This window comes from Pseudomonas sp. HP_12 (assembly GCF_055283955.1).
In genome coordinates this window covers 44,664-61,079 of sequence record NZ_JBTOQG010000010.1, presented here as the reverse complement: position 1 = coordinate 61,079, position 16,416 = coordinate 44,664, and the positions used below count along the sequence as shown (strand labels likewise).

The 16,416-nt window shown below is 58.9% G+C and carries 12 protein-coding genes, 2 tRNA genes and 1 pseudogene; 9 read left to right on the top strand and 6 right to left on the bottom strand.

Annotation, left to right across the window (positions count from 1 at the left end; all coding sequences use genetic code 11):
• Nucleotides 1-139 precede the first annotated feature (139 nt).
• From aspS to ACYASU_RS09255, 3 genes are all read right to left on the bottom strand, one after another.
• Nucleotides 140-1,915, bottom strand: coding sequence for an aspartate--tRNA ligase (gene aspS, locus ACYASU_RS09265; RefSeq protein WP_282369203.1), 1,776 nt, complete (start codon nt 1,913-1,915; stop codon nt 140-142).
• 261 nt (nt 1,916-2,176) lie between these two features.
• Complete coding sequence (locus tag ACYASU_RS09260) at nt 2,177-2,524, bottom strand: ribbon-helix-helix domain-containing protein (protein WP_192170857.1); 348 nt, start codon at nt 2,522-2,524, stop codon at nt 2,177-2,179.
• A 437-nt stretch (nt 2,525-2,961) separates the two neighbouring features.
• Nucleotides 2,962-3,435, bottom strand: coding sequence for a Dps family protein (locus tag ACYASU_RS09255; protein WP_037014103.1), 474 nt, complete (start codon nt 3,433-3,435; stop codon nt 2,962-2,964).
• Between the two features lie 424 nt (nt 3,436-3,859).
• Between ACYASU_RS09255 and ACYASU_RS09250 the strand changes: the two are divergent.
• Both ACYASU_RS09250 and ACYASU_RS09245 read left to right on the top strand, forming a co-directional pair.
• Nucleotides 3,860-4,135: pseudogene (locus ACYASU_RS09250) on the top strand (cold shock domain-containing protein membrane protein); the annotation flags it as partial.
• Nucleotides 4,136-4,243: 108 nt separating this feature from the next.
• Nucleotides 4,244-4,465 (top strand): cold shock domain-containing protein, encoded by a 222-nt coding sequence (locus ACYASU_RS09245; RefSeq protein WP_004667445.1) that lies wholly within the window; start codon nt 4,244-4,246, stop codon nt 4,463-4,465.
• Between the two features lie 76 nt (nt 4,466-4,541).
• Here ACYASU_RS09245 and ACYASU_RS09240 read toward each other — a convergent pair whose 3' ends face one another.
• Both ACYASU_RS09240 and ACYASU_RS09235 read right to left on the bottom strand, forming a co-directional pair.
• Nucleotides 4,542-4,748 carry a SlyX family protein gene (locus ACYASU_RS09240; protein WP_133772807.1) on the bottom strand — a complete coding sequence of 69 codons (207 nt, stop codon included), beginning with the start codon at nt 4,746-4,748 and terminating at the stop codon, nt 4,542-4,544.
• A gap of 2 nt (nt 4,749-4,750) precedes the next feature.
• Nucleotides 4,751-5,176 (bottom strand): HIT domain-containing protein, encoded by a 426-nt coding sequence (locus ACYASU_RS09235; RefSeq protein WP_463582615.1) that lies wholly within the window; start codon nt 5,174-5,176, stop codon nt 4,751-4,753.
• A gap of 987 nt (nt 5,177-6,163) precedes the next feature.
• On the opposite strand from ACYASU_RS09235, the gene ACYASU_RS09230 reads away from it, so the two are divergent.
• From ACYASU_RS09230 to ACYASU_RS09220, 3 genes are all read left to right on the top strand, one after another.
• Entirely contained in the window at nt 6,164-7,486 is a 1,323-nt protein-coding gene (locus ACYASU_RS09230; protein ID WP_122623039.1) for an OprD family porin, read from the top strand.
• A 173-nt stretch (nt 7,487-7,659) separates the two neighbouring features.
• The gene (locus tag ACYASU_RS09225) at nt 7,660-9,375 is read left to right on the top strand and encodes a proline--tRNA ligase (protein WP_463582614.1); all 1,716 of its coding nucleotides are present in this window, start codon (nt 7,660-7,662) and stop codon (nt 9,373-9,375) included.
• Between the two features lie 83 nt (nt 9,376-9,458).
• Nucleotides 9,459-10,415 (top strand): hypothetical protein, encoded by a 957-nt coding sequence (locus ACYASU_RS09220; RefSeq protein ID WP_346625517.1) that lies wholly within the window; start codon nt 9,459-9,461, stop codon nt 10,413-10,415.
• Between the two features lie 17 nt (nt 10,416-10,432).
• On the opposite strand, the gene dinB is transcribed toward ACYASU_RS09220, so the two are convergent.
• On the bottom strand, nt 10,433-11,491 hold the full coding sequence (dinB, locus tag ACYASU_RS09215; protein ID WP_192170852.1) for a DNA polymerase IV: 1,059 nt from the start codon (nt 11,489-11,491) through the stop codon (nt 10,433-10,435).
• Nucleotides 11,492-11,728: 237 nt separating this feature from the next.
• On the opposite strand from dinB, the gene ACYASU_RS09210 reads away from it, so the two are divergent.
• From ACYASU_RS09210 to ACYASU_RS09195, 4 genes are all read left to right on the top strand, one after another.
• A tRNA-Met gene (locus ACYASU_RS09210) sits at nt 11,729-11,805 on the top strand.
• 268 nt (nt 11,806-12,073) lie between these two features.
• Nucleotides 12,074-12,150, top strand: a tRNA-Met gene (locus ACYASU_RS09205).
• A gap of 330 nt (nt 12,151-12,480) precedes the next feature.
• Nucleotides 12,481-15,123, top strand: a complete 2,643-nt coding sequence (mprF, locus tag ACYASU_RS09200) for a bifunctional lysylphosphatidylglycerol flippase/synthetase MprF (protein ID WP_463582613.1) — start codon at nt 12,481-12,483, stop codon at nt 15,121-15,123.
• Nucleotides 15,123-16,412, top strand: coding sequence for a virulence factor family protein (locus ACYASU_RS09195; RefSeq protein ID WP_463582612.1), 1,290 nt, complete (start codon nt 15,123-15,125; stop codon nt 16,410-16,412). Before mprF ends, ACYASU_RS09195 begins: the two co-directional genes overlap by 1 nt.
• Nucleotides 16,413-16,416 lie beyond the last annotated feature (4 nt).

Below are 16,416 nucleotides of genomic sequence, written 5' to 3'. Positions count from 1 at the left end.
AAACCTTGAAACACGCACGCCCGCGCTTGATCGCTCAAACGCAGACGCTTCACTCGAATCTGTGCCCGGTATGGGCGGGGATCAGGGCGGACCGAATCGTCAGTCCGCCGAGCCCCATGTTCTACAAGGCCTACACGGCTTACTCAGCCTTCGGCGTCTCGCGCAGGCGGATGTGCAGCTCGCGCAGTGCCTTGGCATCAACCACGCCCGGTGCCTGGGTCATCACGTCCGCAGCGCTCTGGGTTTTCGGGAAGGCAATGACTTCACGAATGGACTGAGCACCGGTCATCAGCATGACCAGACGATCCAGACCGAACGCCAGGCCACCGTGGGGCGGCGCGCCGTACTTCAGTGCATCGAGCAGGAAGCCGAACTTCTCTTGCTGTTCGTCTTCGGAAATACCCAGCAGACGGAACACGGCCTGCTGCATTTCCTTGCGGTGGATACGGATCGAACCGCCGCCCAGCTCAGTGCCGTTCAGCACCATGTCGTACGCGCGGGACAGCGCGGTCGCAGGGTTGGCCTCAAGCTCTTCGGGCGAGCATTTCGGCGCGGTGAACGGGTGGTGCAGCGCAGAGAAGCTGCCGTCGTCGTTTTCTTCGAACATCGGGAAGTCGACGACCCACATCGGCGCCCACTCGCAGGTGAGCAGGTTCAAGTCGTGGCCCAGCTTGATGCGCAGGGCGCCCAATGCTTCGCTGACAATTTTGAATTTGTCGGCGCCGAAGAACACGATGTCGCCGTCCACTGCACCCACGCGATCAAGGATCACGTTGAGGTTGGCTTCAGGGATGTTCTTGACGATCGGCGACTGCAGGCCTTCGACGCCCTTGGCGCGCTCGTTGACCTTGATGTAGGCCAGACCTTTGGCGCCGTAGATACCGACGAACTTGGTGTAGTCGTCGATCTTGCTGCGCGGCATGCTTGCGCCGCCGGGAACGCGCAGCGCCGTGACACGGCACTTCGGATCGTTGGCCGGACCGCTGAACACTTTGAAATCCACGGCCTGAAGCTGATCGGCAACGTCAACCAGTTCAAGCGGGTTACGCAGGTCTGGCTTGTCAGAACCGTAGCGACGCATGGCTTCTTCGAAGGTCATGTGCGGGAAGTCAGCGAACTCCACATCCAGCACTTCCTTGAAGAGCTTGCGGACCATGGTCTCGGTGATGCCCATGATGTCGGCTTCGTTGAGGAAGCTGGTCTCGATGTCGATCTGAGTGAATTCAGGCTGACGATCGGCACGCAGGTCTTCGTCGCGGAAGCACTTGGCGATTTGGTAGTAACGGTCGAAACCGGCAACCATCAGCAGCTGTTTGAACAGCTGAGGCGATTGCGGCAGGGCAAAAAAGCTGCCTGGGTGGGTACGGCTTGGTACCAGGTAATCACGGGCGCCTTCCGGCGTGGCGCGGGTGAGGATCGGCGTCTCGACATCAAGGAAGCCGTTGCCGTCCAGGAAGCCACGGATGCTGGAAGTGATGCGCGAGCGAAGGCGCAGCTTTTCAGCCATCTCCGGACGACGCAGGTCGATGAAGCGATAACGCAGGCGGGTTTCTTCACCGACGTCGGAGTATTCGTTGAGCGGGAACGGCGGGGTTTCCGACTCGTTCAGCACTTCCAGCTCATAGCCCAGCACTTCGATCGCGCCCGACGCCATGTTCGGGTTGACGGCGCCGGCAGGACGCGCACGCACTTTACCGGTCAGTTTGACCACGTATTCGCTGCGAACGCGGTCGGCGATGGCGAAGGTGTCAGCACGATCCGGATCGAAAACCACCTGGGCCAGACCTTCACGATCGCGAATATCGAGGAAAATCACCCCCCCGTGGTCGCGACGGCGATGGACCCATCCGCAAAGGGTAATTTCCTGACCTTCCAGGCTCTCGTTCAGTTGGCCGCAATAATGGCTGCGCATCATGATCGTGTGTTCACTTCTCGTAATTCGGAATTCGATGGAGCTTTCGCCCGTCGCCGGTGCAAGGGTGCGCAAGCTTTGGCATGCAGTCCAACCTGACGGTCAATCCTGCCTCCCACAGTAAGGCGGGGGATTATATAGGGATAATCATCACTGTGCAGCCGCCCAGCCCGATACCGGGCAAGAAGATGTCGGCACACGGCGTGGATGCCGCAGTGCCGCCAGGGAATGCAAGCCCGCCGCAACGGGCCCGCTGAAATCAGGTCAGGTCGGGGACGGCGTCAGCCGCAGGCCCTCGGCACTCAAGACGTGCGCCACGCACACGACGCGGATCAGCCCGCTGAAATTCTTGACGCCGCCGTAACGCAGGTGAACCTCGCGATCGACGTAGGACAGCACGGCGTTGATGGAGCAATCGTTGAATCGTGCCATTTCGGACAGAATATTCCAGTACACCTCCTCAAGTCGCAGGCATGTGGCCAGCCCATTGAGCCTCACCGACCTGGAGTGCGGCTGGGCCAGGCTCATGTTGAAATTTTCGATAAACGGGTCGCCCCGGGCGTTCAGACACTGGGTCGGCTCCCATCCCTCTCGGGCAATATTCAGGTTCATGCAGGTCCCCCTCGTTGCGATTACGGATATGGCATCGGCACCTTCGCAATCAGTTGAAAAGAGGTGTCTATCAAGCCGTATTCCAAAGGGCGCAACCAGCAGAAGGAGCACTCTGAACCTGTAGGAGATCACCACGCTGCAGGGGTGATTTTCGAGAGTGAGCAAACGACTCAGACCCGATCCTAATCGGGGTGTTAAATATGTATTTTTCGCTGGTTTATTTCTTCCCGCTCACCCGATTGCGGACGTCAGCGTGACTCGGAAAAAGAGGGCGAGCGCGTTTCACAGGTGAGCGTTGTGAGCCAAAGGATTTCACACAGAGGGTGGATCAGGAGGGAATTGTTGCGCGCGGCGGGTGAAAGCAGTGGGGAGCGGGCACTCGTTACGTTGCCCGCACCTGTATTGCGTTGATCAGCTGTGGATGACTGAGCTTCTGATTATTGGGTTTCCAGCATCGAGCGCAGCATCCAGGCCGTTTTCTCATGCACTTGCATGCGCTGGGTCAGCAAGTCCGCCGTTGGCTCGTCGCTTACTTTGTCCAGCAACGGGAAAATGCCACGGGCCGTACGGGTGACTGCTTCCTGCCCCTGAACCAGCGAACGAATCATGTCCTCGGCAGCGGGTACGCCCTCTTCTTCCTTGATCGACGACAAGCGTGCATAGGTCGAATAGGTGCCCGGCGCCGGGAAGCCCAGTGCGCGGATACGTTCGGCGATTTGATCCACCGCCAGCGCCAGTTCGTTGTATTGCTCTTCAAACATCAGGTGCAGGGTACGAAAAGCCGGGCCAGTCACGTTCCAGTGAAAGTTATGGGTTTTCAGATACAACACGTAGGTGTCTGCCAGCAGGCGGGAAAGACCGTCCACGATGGACTTGCGATCTTCTTCGCTGATGCCGATATCGATTGCCATGTTCAGCCCTCTTCAATGATGGTTTTTTTCAAACGACTGCCGACCACTCTACCAAGACCATGGACCCTGCGCAGCCATCTGTCGGGATTAGTTCAGTCACGGGGCCGCAGTCAGGCCCGCTTCCTTTAATAGCAACGATCAGCGTAACGGTTTGTTTATCCCGGCCGCTCTGGAACGAGCCTCTTACCAGAATCGAAAAAAACCGACATACCGCCACTATCACCCGCGAACACATGCGCTAAGCACTTGATTTGAGTAGCTCTCGGCTTTGCTGTTAAATACAGACGCGCTGCCGCCAAAGTGCCGTCCGGCGGCAGTGCGTAGGCGGGACCGACACTCGTGCATCACGCCTCCCTTTTCTCCCGAAGCGTACCGAAGGTCACCCGCTATTTCCTTGTGATCCATCTTAATGTGAGTCATCAAAATGTTGAAAATAGTCCACCTGCTAACGGGCGCAGCTGCCCTGCTGCTGTCTTTCATCCCTAGCCTGCGTAGTGAAGCGCTGTCTTCTTACCTGTCCCAACCGGATGCGCTGTACCTGGCGCTCTTCGGCCTCATCAACCTGGTGCTTGCGCCAGTGATTCCTTACTGGAACAAAGGTCCACGTCATCAACTGCAAAACCTGGTCAGCGGCTTGCTCGTGCTGGCCGTCGTGCTTCAAATCCTCACGCTGGTCGTTCCACTGGAAACCATTGCCGGCCAGCCAGCCGTCCTGGTCAGCCTGCTCGCCGTCGTTATTGCCGTGGCGTTGCACCTGGCGGTCAGCTTCTACCGCTCCTCTCCTGCGCCTGCCGCACAGTCCCAGGATCTGGGCAACCGCGATACAGGCACGGTGAAGTGGTTCAACACCTCCAAAGGCTTCGGATTCATTTCCCGTGATTCGGGCGACGATATCTTCGTGCACTTTCGCGCCATTCGCGGAGAAGGCCACCGCGTTCTGGTCGAAGGCCAGCGCGTCGAGTTTTCGGTGATGAACCGCGACAAAGGCCTGCAGGCGGAAGACGTCATCGCTGCGCTCCCGCGCCGTTAACGTTGCCGCATAAAAAAACCGCGCTCACAGGCGCGGTTTTTTTTGGCTGAAATTCCTGCCCTCAGCTCTCTTTCCCTTAATAGTGAGGGGGACGCGAGTCTTCAGCGAAGCCGTCGCCCTGCCCGCCCATTTCCTCCTGACGCTTGATCAGGGCAGCGATCTGTAATTCCAGACGATCAAGGCTGCGCTGCTGGGCGACCAATACGTCGTTGAGGGCCTGAATCGTATCGTCCTGAAAGGCCAGTCGACTTTCCAGCTCCATGACACGGGATTCGAGATCCATGGTCAGTCCTCCTTAAAGGTGAATGCTTCGGTCAATCCGGACTTCAGCTGCGAGGTGATCCGGGCAACCTCATCCGGCGAATAAGGCTTGGCGGGATGCTTTCCCCACACCGGCGCAGGCCAGGCCGCGTCGCCGACCCGGCGAACAATGACATGCATATGCAGCTGACTGACCACATTACCCAGCGCAGCGACGTTCATCTTGTCGGCGTGAAACGTACGATCAAGTACGGCCGAGATGTAGGTGGTTTCTTTCCACAACTGCGCCTGCTCCGCTTCGGACAGTTGGAACACTTCACTGATGTCCGGACGCTTCGGCACCAGAATGAACCATGGGTAATTGGAATCATTGGACAGCAGCAGCGTGCACAGCGGGAAGTCGCCGATCGGTAGTGTGTCTTGCAGCAAGCGCGGATCTAGAACAAACACGTAAATACTCCTGATCGCGGATTAGATAGGCTGAGCCGATTGACTGGCCCGATAAAGAAGTCGTGGGTAGCGGGAAGGATACTCGCGAATTCCGGACGATTCATCCGGCACTGTGATTCTGGGCATTTTGCGGATCTGGTGTTGATCGGTAGGCACTACACGTCCGCCTCGCACCAGAAACGCGCGAAAAATACCGCCACGCACTTTCATGAAGCGGGCAGCCGCCGCCCCAGGCCTGGCAGAACCAGGCAACGGACTTCGGGTGCACCCAGTTAATCCGGGCCTCACGGACGATATTCCTGGGTGCCGCTGCAGTCATGATTCCTAGGATGGCAGCGAAACCGAATCGGAAGAACCAAACGCAGGCAATTTTGCGGCGTGACGCACCAAAACGACTCAGATGATGCCCGAATATGTGACAGCTATCCGCGATTTACCCACTGCCAAGGGGTAACAGGTAACGTTAGTGACATTTCATCGCGCTAGTCTCAAGAAAATTCGGGTTGCAAAGCAGGCTATCAAAAATATTTTTATCGTTTTGATTCAGTAGCTTGGAGTCGACATCGAATGTTTTTACAACGCTTCCGACATTTTTTTCATATTCGTCGAAATTTTGTGCACGGTTGTTGCTTTGTCACACACAGGCTTGAAGACGAGCGTGTCGAGATACAGGCCGGGACCGAAGGGATGCAACGGCGTTTGACAAGGTAGCTGGAGCGTCTGGATTCAATGAAGGTGTGAATGAATCCAGCGTTCAAAGTAACCCGGTAGTTGCACGGTTTAACGAATCAGGAGCTGTTCAGTAGCGACATGGACAGAGCTGGCGGCGACAAGGCCGTAAAGAAATTGAAAGGATAGGTTCGTAACTATCGCCATTAATGTCAGCGTGCTATAAATTTCGCCGACACCAAAAAGAAAGAAGCCGGCCAGATAAAAAAACAGGTGGACGGCAGTACTCTTCTTAAAAACCAAAGGAGCAAAGTCACGATGAGAGTGATGAAGTGGAGCGCAATCGCACTGGCAGTTACTGCAGCCAGCACCCAATTGGCATCGGCTGCGGCATTCGTAAGCGATCAGTCCGAAGCAACTGGTTTTGTAGAGGGGAGCAAGCTCGACGTCAAGGCTCGTAACTACTACTACAATCGCGACAAAAAGAATGGCGCGGTGGACGACAAAGACTGGACTCAAGGTTTCTGGGCTAACTACAGCTCCGGTTACACCCAAGGCCTGATTGGTGTCGGTGTTGACGCGTTTGGCTATGCCGGCTTCAAGCTTGATGGTTCGGACAAGTATTCGGGTTCGGGCAACCTGGTGACCGATAGCCAGGGTAAAAACGAAGACAGCTTCGGCAAGGCCGGTGGCGCTGTTAAATTCCGTGTTTCCAAGACTGAACTGAAAATCGGTGACATGCAGCCGCAGAACCCGGTTTTCGCAGTCGGCGGTTCCCGCCTGCTGCCACAAACAGCAACTGGCGTGACTTTGCAGAGCAGCGAGATCAAAGGTCTCGACGTAGAAGCAGGTCGCTTCACTTCGGGCACCAGCCAGGATGAGACCAATCGCAACGGCGATATCTGGGCTACCTACGCTGGCGTGACTTCCAAGTCCGCTACCTACGGCGGCGGCAAGTACTCGATCACCGACAACCTGGGTGTTGGTTTCTACTACAACAAACTGGAAGACGTGTGGAACCAGTACTACGGCAACGTGAACTACGCACTGCCGTTGACTGACGACCAGGCGCTGGCGTTTGACTTCAACTATTACAACACCCAGGACACCGGCAGCAAGAAAGCAGGCGACATCAACAACAACGCTTTCTCCCTGTCTGCAGCCTACTCGTTCCTGGCCGCTCATACCCTGACCCTGGCATTCCAGAAAGTTAACGGTGATACACCGTTCGACTACATCGGTATCGGCGACAACAACCGCGGTGGCGACTCGATCTTCCTGGCGAACTCGATTCAATACTCCGACTTCAACGCCCCGGGTGAGAAGTCCTGGCAAGCCCGCTACGACCTGAACATGGCCACCTACGGTGTTCCAGGCCTGAGCTTCATGGCTCGCTACGTGACCGGTACTGACATCGACGGGACGCACACTCCATCGAACAGCACCTACACCGGCCTGTACGGTTCTGATGGCAGCCACCACGAGACCAACGTCGAGGCCAAGTACGTTGTTCAAACTGGCCCAGCCAAAGACCTGTCGTTCCGCATCCGTCAAGCATTCCACCGTGCCAACACGGACGAGGGCGAAGGCGATGTCAACGAGTTCCGTCTGATCGTCGACTACCCGATTTCGGTCTTGTAATCGCACTGTCTGACACTCGCTGTAGAAAAGCCCGGCCCTCGCGCCGGGCTTTTTCATGGGCGCGCGGTTGACAATCCCTCCTCCTGCGGCGCCCGCCCGGCCTGTACTCAGCGATACCACCACCGTACAATGCCGGGTCATTTCCCAGTCACCGCAACCGACAACGGCCGACCATGCGTACCAGTCAATATTTGCTCGCCACACAGAAAGAAACGCCATCCGATGCGGTCGTGATCAGCCATCAGCTGATGCTTCGTGCCGGCATGATCCGCAAACTTGCCTCCGGTCTCTATACCTGGCTCCCCATGGGCCTGCGGGTACTGCGCAAGGTCGAAGCGGTGGTTCGCGAAGAGATGAACGCAGCGGGCGCGCTGGAAGTGTTGATGCCGGGTATTCAGCCGGCAGAGCTCTGGCAGGAGTCGGGCCGCTGGGAACAGTACGGCCCTGAGCTGTTGCGCTTGAAAGACCGTCACGATCGTGATTTCTGCGCGGGCCCGACCCACGAAGAGGTCATCACCGATCTGGCCCGCAACGAACTCAACAGCTATAAACAGCTGCCCATCAACATGTATCAGATCCAGACCAAATTCCGTGACGAAATCCGCCCGCGCTTCGGTTTGATGCGCGGCCGCGAGTTCATCATGAAGGACGCCTATTCCTTCCATGCGACCCAGGATTCCCTTCAGGAAACCTACGACCGCATGCATCAGGCGTACTGCAACGTGTTCACTCGTCTGGGCCTGAACTTCCGCCCGGTCGTGGCCGACAACGGCTCTATTGGCGGCGCGGGCTCCCATGAGTTCCACGTGCTGGCCGAGTCCGGCGAAGACGACATCGTGTTCAGCGACACCTCCGATTACGCCACGAACATCGAAAAGGCTGAAGCCATTCCGCGCGAGACCAGCCGCCCTGCGCCGACTGAAGAGCTGCGCCTTGTCGACACCCCTGACGCCAAGACCATCGCGGCCCTGGTCGAGCAGTTCAATCTGCCGATCGAGAAGACCGTCAAGACGCTGGTTGTGCATGCCGCTGAAGAAGGCAAGCTGATTGCGCTGATTATCCGTGGCGATCACGAGCTCAACGAAATCAAGGCGTCGAATCTGGAGCAAGTCGCCAGCCCGCTGGTCATGGCTTCCGAAGCCGAACTGCGCGATGCCATTGGCGCCGGCGCGGGTTCCCTCGGCCCGCTGAATCTGCCGCTGCCGTGCATCATCGACCGCTCGGTTGAGCTGATGAGCGACTTCGGGATTGGCGCGAACATCGACGACAAGCACTACTTCGGCGTCAACTGGGAGCGGGACCTGCCGGTTCCCACCGTCGCTGACCTGCGTAACGTCGTCGCCGGCGACCCGAGCCCGGATGGTCAGGGCAACGTGATCATCAAGCGCGGCATCGAAGTCGGGCACATCTTCCAGCTGGGCACCAAGTACAGCGACGCGATGAAGTGCCAGGTGCTGGGCGAGAACGGCAAGCCGGTCACACTGACCATGGGCTGCTACGGGATTGGTGTGTCGCGCGTTGTGGCTGCCGCGATCGAGCAGAACAACGACGCAAACGGCATCATCTGGAGCGACGCGCTCGCGCCTTTCCAGATCGCCCTCGTGCCGCTGCGCTACGAAACCGATGCGGTCAAAGAGGCAACCGACAAGCTGTACGCCGAACTGACGGCTGCCGGCTTCGAAGTGTTGCTGGATGACCGCGACAAGAAGACCAGCCCGGGGATCAAGTTCGCTGACATGGAACTGATCGGCATTCCGCATCGCATCGTGGTCAGTGACCGTGGTCTTGCCGAGGGTAACCTCGAATACAAGAGCCGCACCGAAGCCGAAGCGCAGGCCCTGCCTGTCGCCGATGTGTTGTCTTTCATCAAGGACCGGATCAAGCGCTGACCGGATTGCGCGCCTGCGATTGTGCAGACGCGCTTTCATCCGCCACGCCTCTGCTATGCGCCTTACCTGCACCTAGAGATCTCATGTTCAAGCGAAATCCCTCACGTCTCGCAGGCGCTGTGTTGTGCACCAGCCTGTTTCTCGGCGGCTGTGCCAATCATCTGTCTCAACGCAGCGAGCATGAAGAACGTGTCGAGCGCAAATTGCTCGACCACAGTTTTCAGGTCGACCTTGGCGAACCCAAGACGCTGGAATTGCCCCAGCGCCGGATACGCATCCACGAGCTGAAAACCTTCGACATCACCGAATTCGAAGTCACCCGGCACTACGACCGGTACACGCCATATCAGCCGTGGCGGGAAGTCTATGAAATCCCGCTGGGCGCGGTGGCCATCGTCGCGGGCATCGGCGCCAATGTGGTCAACGTACTGACGTTTGGCAGTCTGCCCGACAGCGTCACCAAGGACTGGCTCACTTACGGCGTCGCGGGGGTCAACCCGTTCATGAACGCACCCTCCCATGGTCGCGCTCAACAGAACCTGGCCGGTATCGACGAAGTACAGCGCGATCACCGCGTCGAGCATTCGAGTCTGCCGTGGAGTGAAGCGCCGGTTGAAGTCACCGCGGGCAAAGAGACCCACGAGTTGAATACGGACCGTAACGGCGTGCTGCGCGTGAATCTGCTGGACAGCCCGTTCGCCGAGCAGAACCTCAGCTATGTCACGCAACTGAACATCAAAGTGCAGGATGAGCAAAGCAACGTTCAGGCAACTGCCACGTTGCCACTAAGCAAATCACTGCGCGGCAAGCTGATTGAAGCCCACGACCTGATCTACGACGATCTGGAAGATGACGAAGTCAGCCAGTGGGTGCATCGCGTCAAGCGCCTGTCCGAGCTGGGACTGGAAGAGGAAGCCAGTGAGCTGGAACAGTCATTGATCGAGCTGACCCGCAACGATCCGCAGTTGCAGCACGAATTCCTTAGATCACTGGCGAAAGACGCCGGTCGACTGGTCGCGGTGCCGCCGGGCAGTGAATAGCCTGGCCTGAACCAGCCTCAGCTGAACAACTCGAGCTGCTCATGGGCAGCCCGAAGGTCATGCAGGCGCACGCCGATTCCCAGCAATCGCACCGGCTTGCCGCCCCGTGCGAACGCCTGGGTCAGCAGTTGCTCATAACTGCTCAAGTCCCGCCCTGCCCCCGCCTGTTCCAGCGTTGTCTGGGTGAAGTCATGAAACTTGACCTTTACGAACGGTTTGCCAGGGCGGTAAAGGGTGTCGATCCGCGCGATGCGGTCGTTCAACGTTTCCAGCAATGCTGGCAGCATCAGCAGGCAACTGGCGAGGTCCGGCAGATCAGTGTCATAGGTATTTTCGACACTGACCGACTGGCGGCGATTGTCGTTCTGCACGGGCCGTTCATCCACACCATGGGCCAGATTCCACAGCCGCTCGCCGAATGAGCCGAATTCCCGCACCAGCGAAAGCTTGCTCCAGCCGCGCAAATCGGCGCAGGTGATGATGCCGAGGCGGCCCAGCTTGTCGGCCGTTACTTTGCCAACGCCGTGTAATTTGGACACCGGCAGTTCGGAGACAAAGTCTTCCACCTGATCCGGGGTAATGACAAACAACCCGTTGGGCTTTTTCCAGTCGCTGGCGATCTTGGCCAGAAACTTGTTCGGAGCGACGCCGGCGGAAACGGTGATGTGCAACTGATTGGAAACCCGCCGCCGAATGTCTTGGGCGATTCGCGTCGCGCTGCCGGAAAAGTGCTCGCATTCCGTGACATCCAGATAAGCCTCATCCAGCGACAGCGGCTCGATCAGATCGGTGTAGTCACGGAAGATGGTCTGGATCTCTTTCGATGCTTCTTTATAGGCATCCATTCTCGGTTTGACGATGGTGAGATCCGGGCACAGCGTCAGCGCATGCCGGGATGACATCGCGGAGCGGATGCCGTAGGCCCGAGCTTCGTAGTTGCAGGTCGCAATGACACCCCGCCGTTCAGCCGACCCGCCGACTGCCAACGGCTTGCCGGCCAGACGCGGGTCGTCGCGCATCTCAATAGCGGCGTAGAAGCAATCACAGTCGATATGGATGATTTTGCGCTGCGGCATCACATAGGGTCGTAGGAAAACGGTCGTGCAGTATCTCATTCAAGCGACTTTCTGACACTGAATAAGCCTGGTCCCCTACGGCAATGCCACTCCACGAAACCGCCCCTGAAAGTCCCGAAAGCGAGACGCGCCATGGCTCTCCGCGACACGTTCACGCTAACCGATTGAAGAAAAAGCCTTTTTTTCTGCCGATTGCTTGACAGCCCGGCGATCCTCTGTAGAATGCCGCCACACAGACGCGGGATGGAGCAGTCTGGTAGCTCGTCGGGCTCATAACCCGAAGGTCGTCGGTTCAAATCCGGCTCCCGCAACCAAACATCAAAAAAGGCTACTCGAAAGAGTGGCCTTTTTTGTGGCTGTCATTTGGGGACGCGCGATCCCGCCACCCTCTCCTCCCAGCGCTTCATATAAACGAAACAAGGCCTGTGGATGATGGCGACCTGCTGTCAGGCGCGGATTGCGATAAAAGCCTTGTCCAACCGCCACTTAGGCGCCCCAACGCTCCCGATGCGGTTATTTTGTCGATCCCTGGCATTAAAGGTTGACACTTCGTCGTTCGACTGTAGAATGCCGCCACACAGACGCGGGATGGAGCAGTCTGGTAGCTCGTCGGGCTCATAACCCGAAGGTCGTCGGTTCAAATCCGGCTCCCGCAACCAACATCTAAAAAGGCTACTCGAAAGAGTGGCCTTTTTTTTGCCTCGCTGAAAGCGCTCGAACAGCGGGCCGGAATCCTTGTCACATCCCATTACCGGGGTGCGTTCATCCGAGAGGTCTTGTTACTGTATGTTGCCGGGAGCGATAGTTTTGATCTCCCCTGCCGATACGCTGGCCAGCGACTGAACCTAGACTGAACGGTCACCGATACGTATCCGTGGTATTCGCCCGTTAGACGTTCAAGCGCTAACATCCTGAATTATTTTTTGCGTAGGGATTGGTAACTTGGCTGTATACCTCCATCCTGTCGCGCACGATCCAAGGAGTGATTGATGCGCGCCAACCCGTCCGACACAAACGAAGCAGTGACGGAGCATCCTCCGGCTCCCCCGAAACGACTGCGTCTACGCGAACTTGTGAGCAAGTACCGTCAACCCATTGGGTTAGGCGTCACCATCCTGCTGTTCGCCATCGCCCTGATCGCCTGTCGGCACATGCTGACCGAGCTGGACATCTACGCTCTGCAGGATTCGCTGCTCAGTGTGCCGCTGCCTTCTCTGGCCGGCGCAGTGCTGGCGACTGCCATCGGGTTCGTGATTCTGCTGGGCTACGAATGGTCCGCCAGCCGCTACGCCAATGTCGATCTGCCGCCGAAGTCGCTGATCATGGGCGGGTTTTGCGCGTTCGCCATTGGCAACGCCGTAGGCCTGTCGATGTTGTCCGGCGGCTCGGTTCGTTACCGCCTTTACTCGCGCTTGGGACTGGGTGCGGGCGAAGTTGCCCACATGACCCTGTTTGCCAGCCTGTCCTTGGGTTGCGCACTTCCCCCGCTGGCTGCCCTCGCGACCTTGAGCGACCTGCCCGCCGCTTCGCTGGCGCTGCATGTATCAGTGCCGGTACTGGCAACCGTTGCAGTCTCCGTGCTCGCGTTCAGTCTGATTCTGGGTTATGCCATCTATCGCCGACGCCTGCCGGAACAGACGATCCCGCATAACCTGCTGGTCCGCGCCGGACGCCGCACCCTGCGTCTGCCTGGCGTACGCCTGACCCTGATGCAGTTGGTGATCACTGCGCTGGACGTCGCCGCCGCTGCTGCCGTCCTCTATCTGTTGCTGCCCTCCGCCCCGCCCTTCGGCGCATTTCTGCTGGTTTACCTGCTGGCCCTGGCCGCAGGTGTCCTCAGCCACGTGCCCGGTGGCGTCGGCGTCTTTGAAGCCATTCTGCTCGCCGCCTTTGCCGACGAGCTGGGCGCCGCACCGCTGGCCGCCGCGCTGCTGCTGTACCGCCTGATCTACGTGGTGATGCCGCTGCTGATCGCTTGTCTGGTACTGCTTTACAGCGAGGCCAAGCGACTGTTGTTTGCGCAACAAGCCATGCGCGTTGCGTCCGGCCTTGGCGCTCCGATTCTGGCGTTGCTGGTATTTCTCTCCGGCGTGGTGCTGCTGTTTTCCGGCTCGACGCCCGAGATCGACACCCGCCTGGAGAGCCTCGGCTTCCTCATTCCCCATCGACTGATCGACGCCTCTCACTTCGGCGCCAGCCTGATCGGCGTGCTCTGCCTGTTGCTCGCGCAGGGCCTGCGTCGTCGCCTGTCGGCGGCGTGGATGCTGACCACGATTCTGCTGTTTGTGGGCTCCATTCTGTCGATCCTCAAGGGTTTCGACTGGGAAGAAGCGAGTCTGCTGCTGCTTACCGCGTGCCTGCTGACCATCTTCCGGCGCTCGTTCTACCGTCCGAGTCGCTTGCTGGAGCTGCCGTTTTCACCGCTGTATCTGGTCGCCAGTGTCTGCGTGCTGGGTGCTTCGGTCTGGCTGCTGCTGTTCGCCTACCAAGACGTGCCCTACAGCCACCAGCTGTGGTGGCAGTTCACACTGGACGCCGATGCCCCGCGCGGTTTGCGCTCGGCGCTGGGCAGCGCGGTGCTGCTGCTGATCGTCTCGCTGACCTGGCTGCTGCGTACCGCGCGGCCTGTGATCAACCTGCCCGACGAGGCACAGCTGGCCAAAGCCGCGGAGATCATCAAAGCATCCAGCCAGCCCGATGGCGGTTTGGTGCTGACCGGCGACAAGGCCGTGCTGATGCACCCTGACGGCAATGCGTTCCTGATGTACGCCCATCGCGGCCGCAGCCTGGTTGCGCTGTACGATCCGATCGGCCCGACCCAGCAGCGGGCCGAGCTGATCTGGCAGTTCCGCGATCTGTGTGACGTTCACCATGCCCGCCCGGTGTTCTATCAGGTGCGTGCGGAGAACCTGCCGTTCTACATGGACATCGGCCTGACTGCGATCAAGCTGGGCGAAGAGGCCCGAGTCGATCTGCACAAGTTCGACATCGAAGCCAAGGGCAAGGAAATGAAGGACCTGCGCTACACCTGGAATCGGGGTGGGCGCGACGGTCTGTCGCTGGAAATCTACGAAGTGGGTCAAGCGCCCATGGACGAGCTCAAAGTGATTTCCGATGCGTGGCTGATGGGCAAGAACGTGCGCGAGAAAGGCTTCTCCCTCGGGCGCTTCAGCCTGGATTACCTCAAGCATTTCCGCATCGCCATCGTGCACTTCCAGGGCAAGCCGGTCGCGTTCTCCAATTTGCTGGAGACCTCGCGCAATGATCTGGCGAGCCTGGACCTCATGCGCTCGCACCCGGAAGCGCCGAAGCTGACCATGGAATTCATGATGGTCGGGCTGATCCTGCATTACAAAAAAGAAGGTTACGCCCGCTTCAGCCTCGGCATGGTCCCGTTGTCCGGGCTGCAACCGCGACGTGGCGCGCCCTTGACCCAACGTCTGGGCTCGATGGTGTTCAGCCGTGGCGAGCAGCTCTACAACTTCCAGGGGCTGCGCCGTTTCAAAGACAAATTCCAGCCTGACTGGGAACCTCGTTACATGGCCGTGCCCGCAGGACTTGATCCGCTCGTGGCACTGGCAGATACCGCCGCCCTGATTGCGGGCGGCCTGACTGGATTGGTGAAACGCTGATGATTCAACGCTACTGGCGCTTTTTGCTCGCAGCCCTGGTAATTCTGGTGGTGGCATTGGGTTTCTGGCTGTGGAACCGCCCCGCCGCGCAACCGACGCTTGAACACATCACCCTGGATGACGGCTCTGCGCTGATCCGTGTGGTGCCTTCGACCAAGGTGAAAACCCAAGTCGCGCTCGCCGTTACCACTGAAGAATCATTGACCGAGAAACAACTGCTCGCCCTGAGCTACGACGCTTCGGCCCGGGTCGTACAAGTGTCGCTGCCGAAGGACGATTGTCAGCTTCAGGCGAAGACCTTCAATGCCGCGCTGCAGAAGCTCGACGGCGCGCCTGATCTGGTTGCCGGTGTCGGTGCGGGTGCATCCCTGGCGTGGCGCTGGCTGGCCGGTCAGGACAACGACAATGCCCGGGCCATCTCGGTTGGCTTCGTCCGCGATCAGCCGGGTTGCACTGACCCTGTGCCGAAGGCCGCCGCCCACGGCAAGTGGACGGTCGCCTGGAACGACGGCCCCGACGACGAAAGCGCCACTCTGGTCCGTGACGCACCCAATACCGAAACCAGCATCAGCGACTACGACATCAAGTACCCGCAGGTGCTGAACAACGAAGTGCGCCGTCGCCTGATTGGGGGTGACGACAACGGTGGCCTGAACATTCCGGTGGTCGAGGTGCCGTCTTCCCAGACCTCTGACACGGTGACGCTGTTTCTGTCCGGCGACGGTGGCTGGCGCGACCTGGACAAGGACGTGGCGGGCGACATGGCGAAAATGGGTGGCTACCCGGTCGTCGGCATCGACACCCTTCGTTACTACTGGGAGCACAAATCGCCAGAGCAGACCGCCGCTGATCTGAGCGAGCTGATGGCCCATTACCGGCAGAAATGGGGCGCCAAGCATTTCGTGCTGGCGGGCTATTCCTTCGGCGCCGACGTGTTGCCAGCGATATACAACCGCTTGCCGGAAGAAGACAAGGCGCGGGTCGACGGCATCATCCTGCTGGCCTTCGCCCGCACCGGCAGCTTCGAGATTGCAGTCGAAGGCTGGTTGGGCGCAGCCGGTAAGGAAGCGGCGACAGGCCCTGAAATGGCCAAGCTGCCCGGCGACAAGGTGTTGTGCGTCTACGGCATCGAAGAGAAGGATGAAAGCGGCTGTACGGAAACCACAGCACCTGGCGAGAAGATGCAACTGCCAGGGGGCCATCACTTCGACGAAGACTACCCGGCCCTGGCCAAGCGCCTGAGTGCGGTGATCGACAAGTGGAAGGGCAAAGAACCCGCCGCGGAGTAATCGC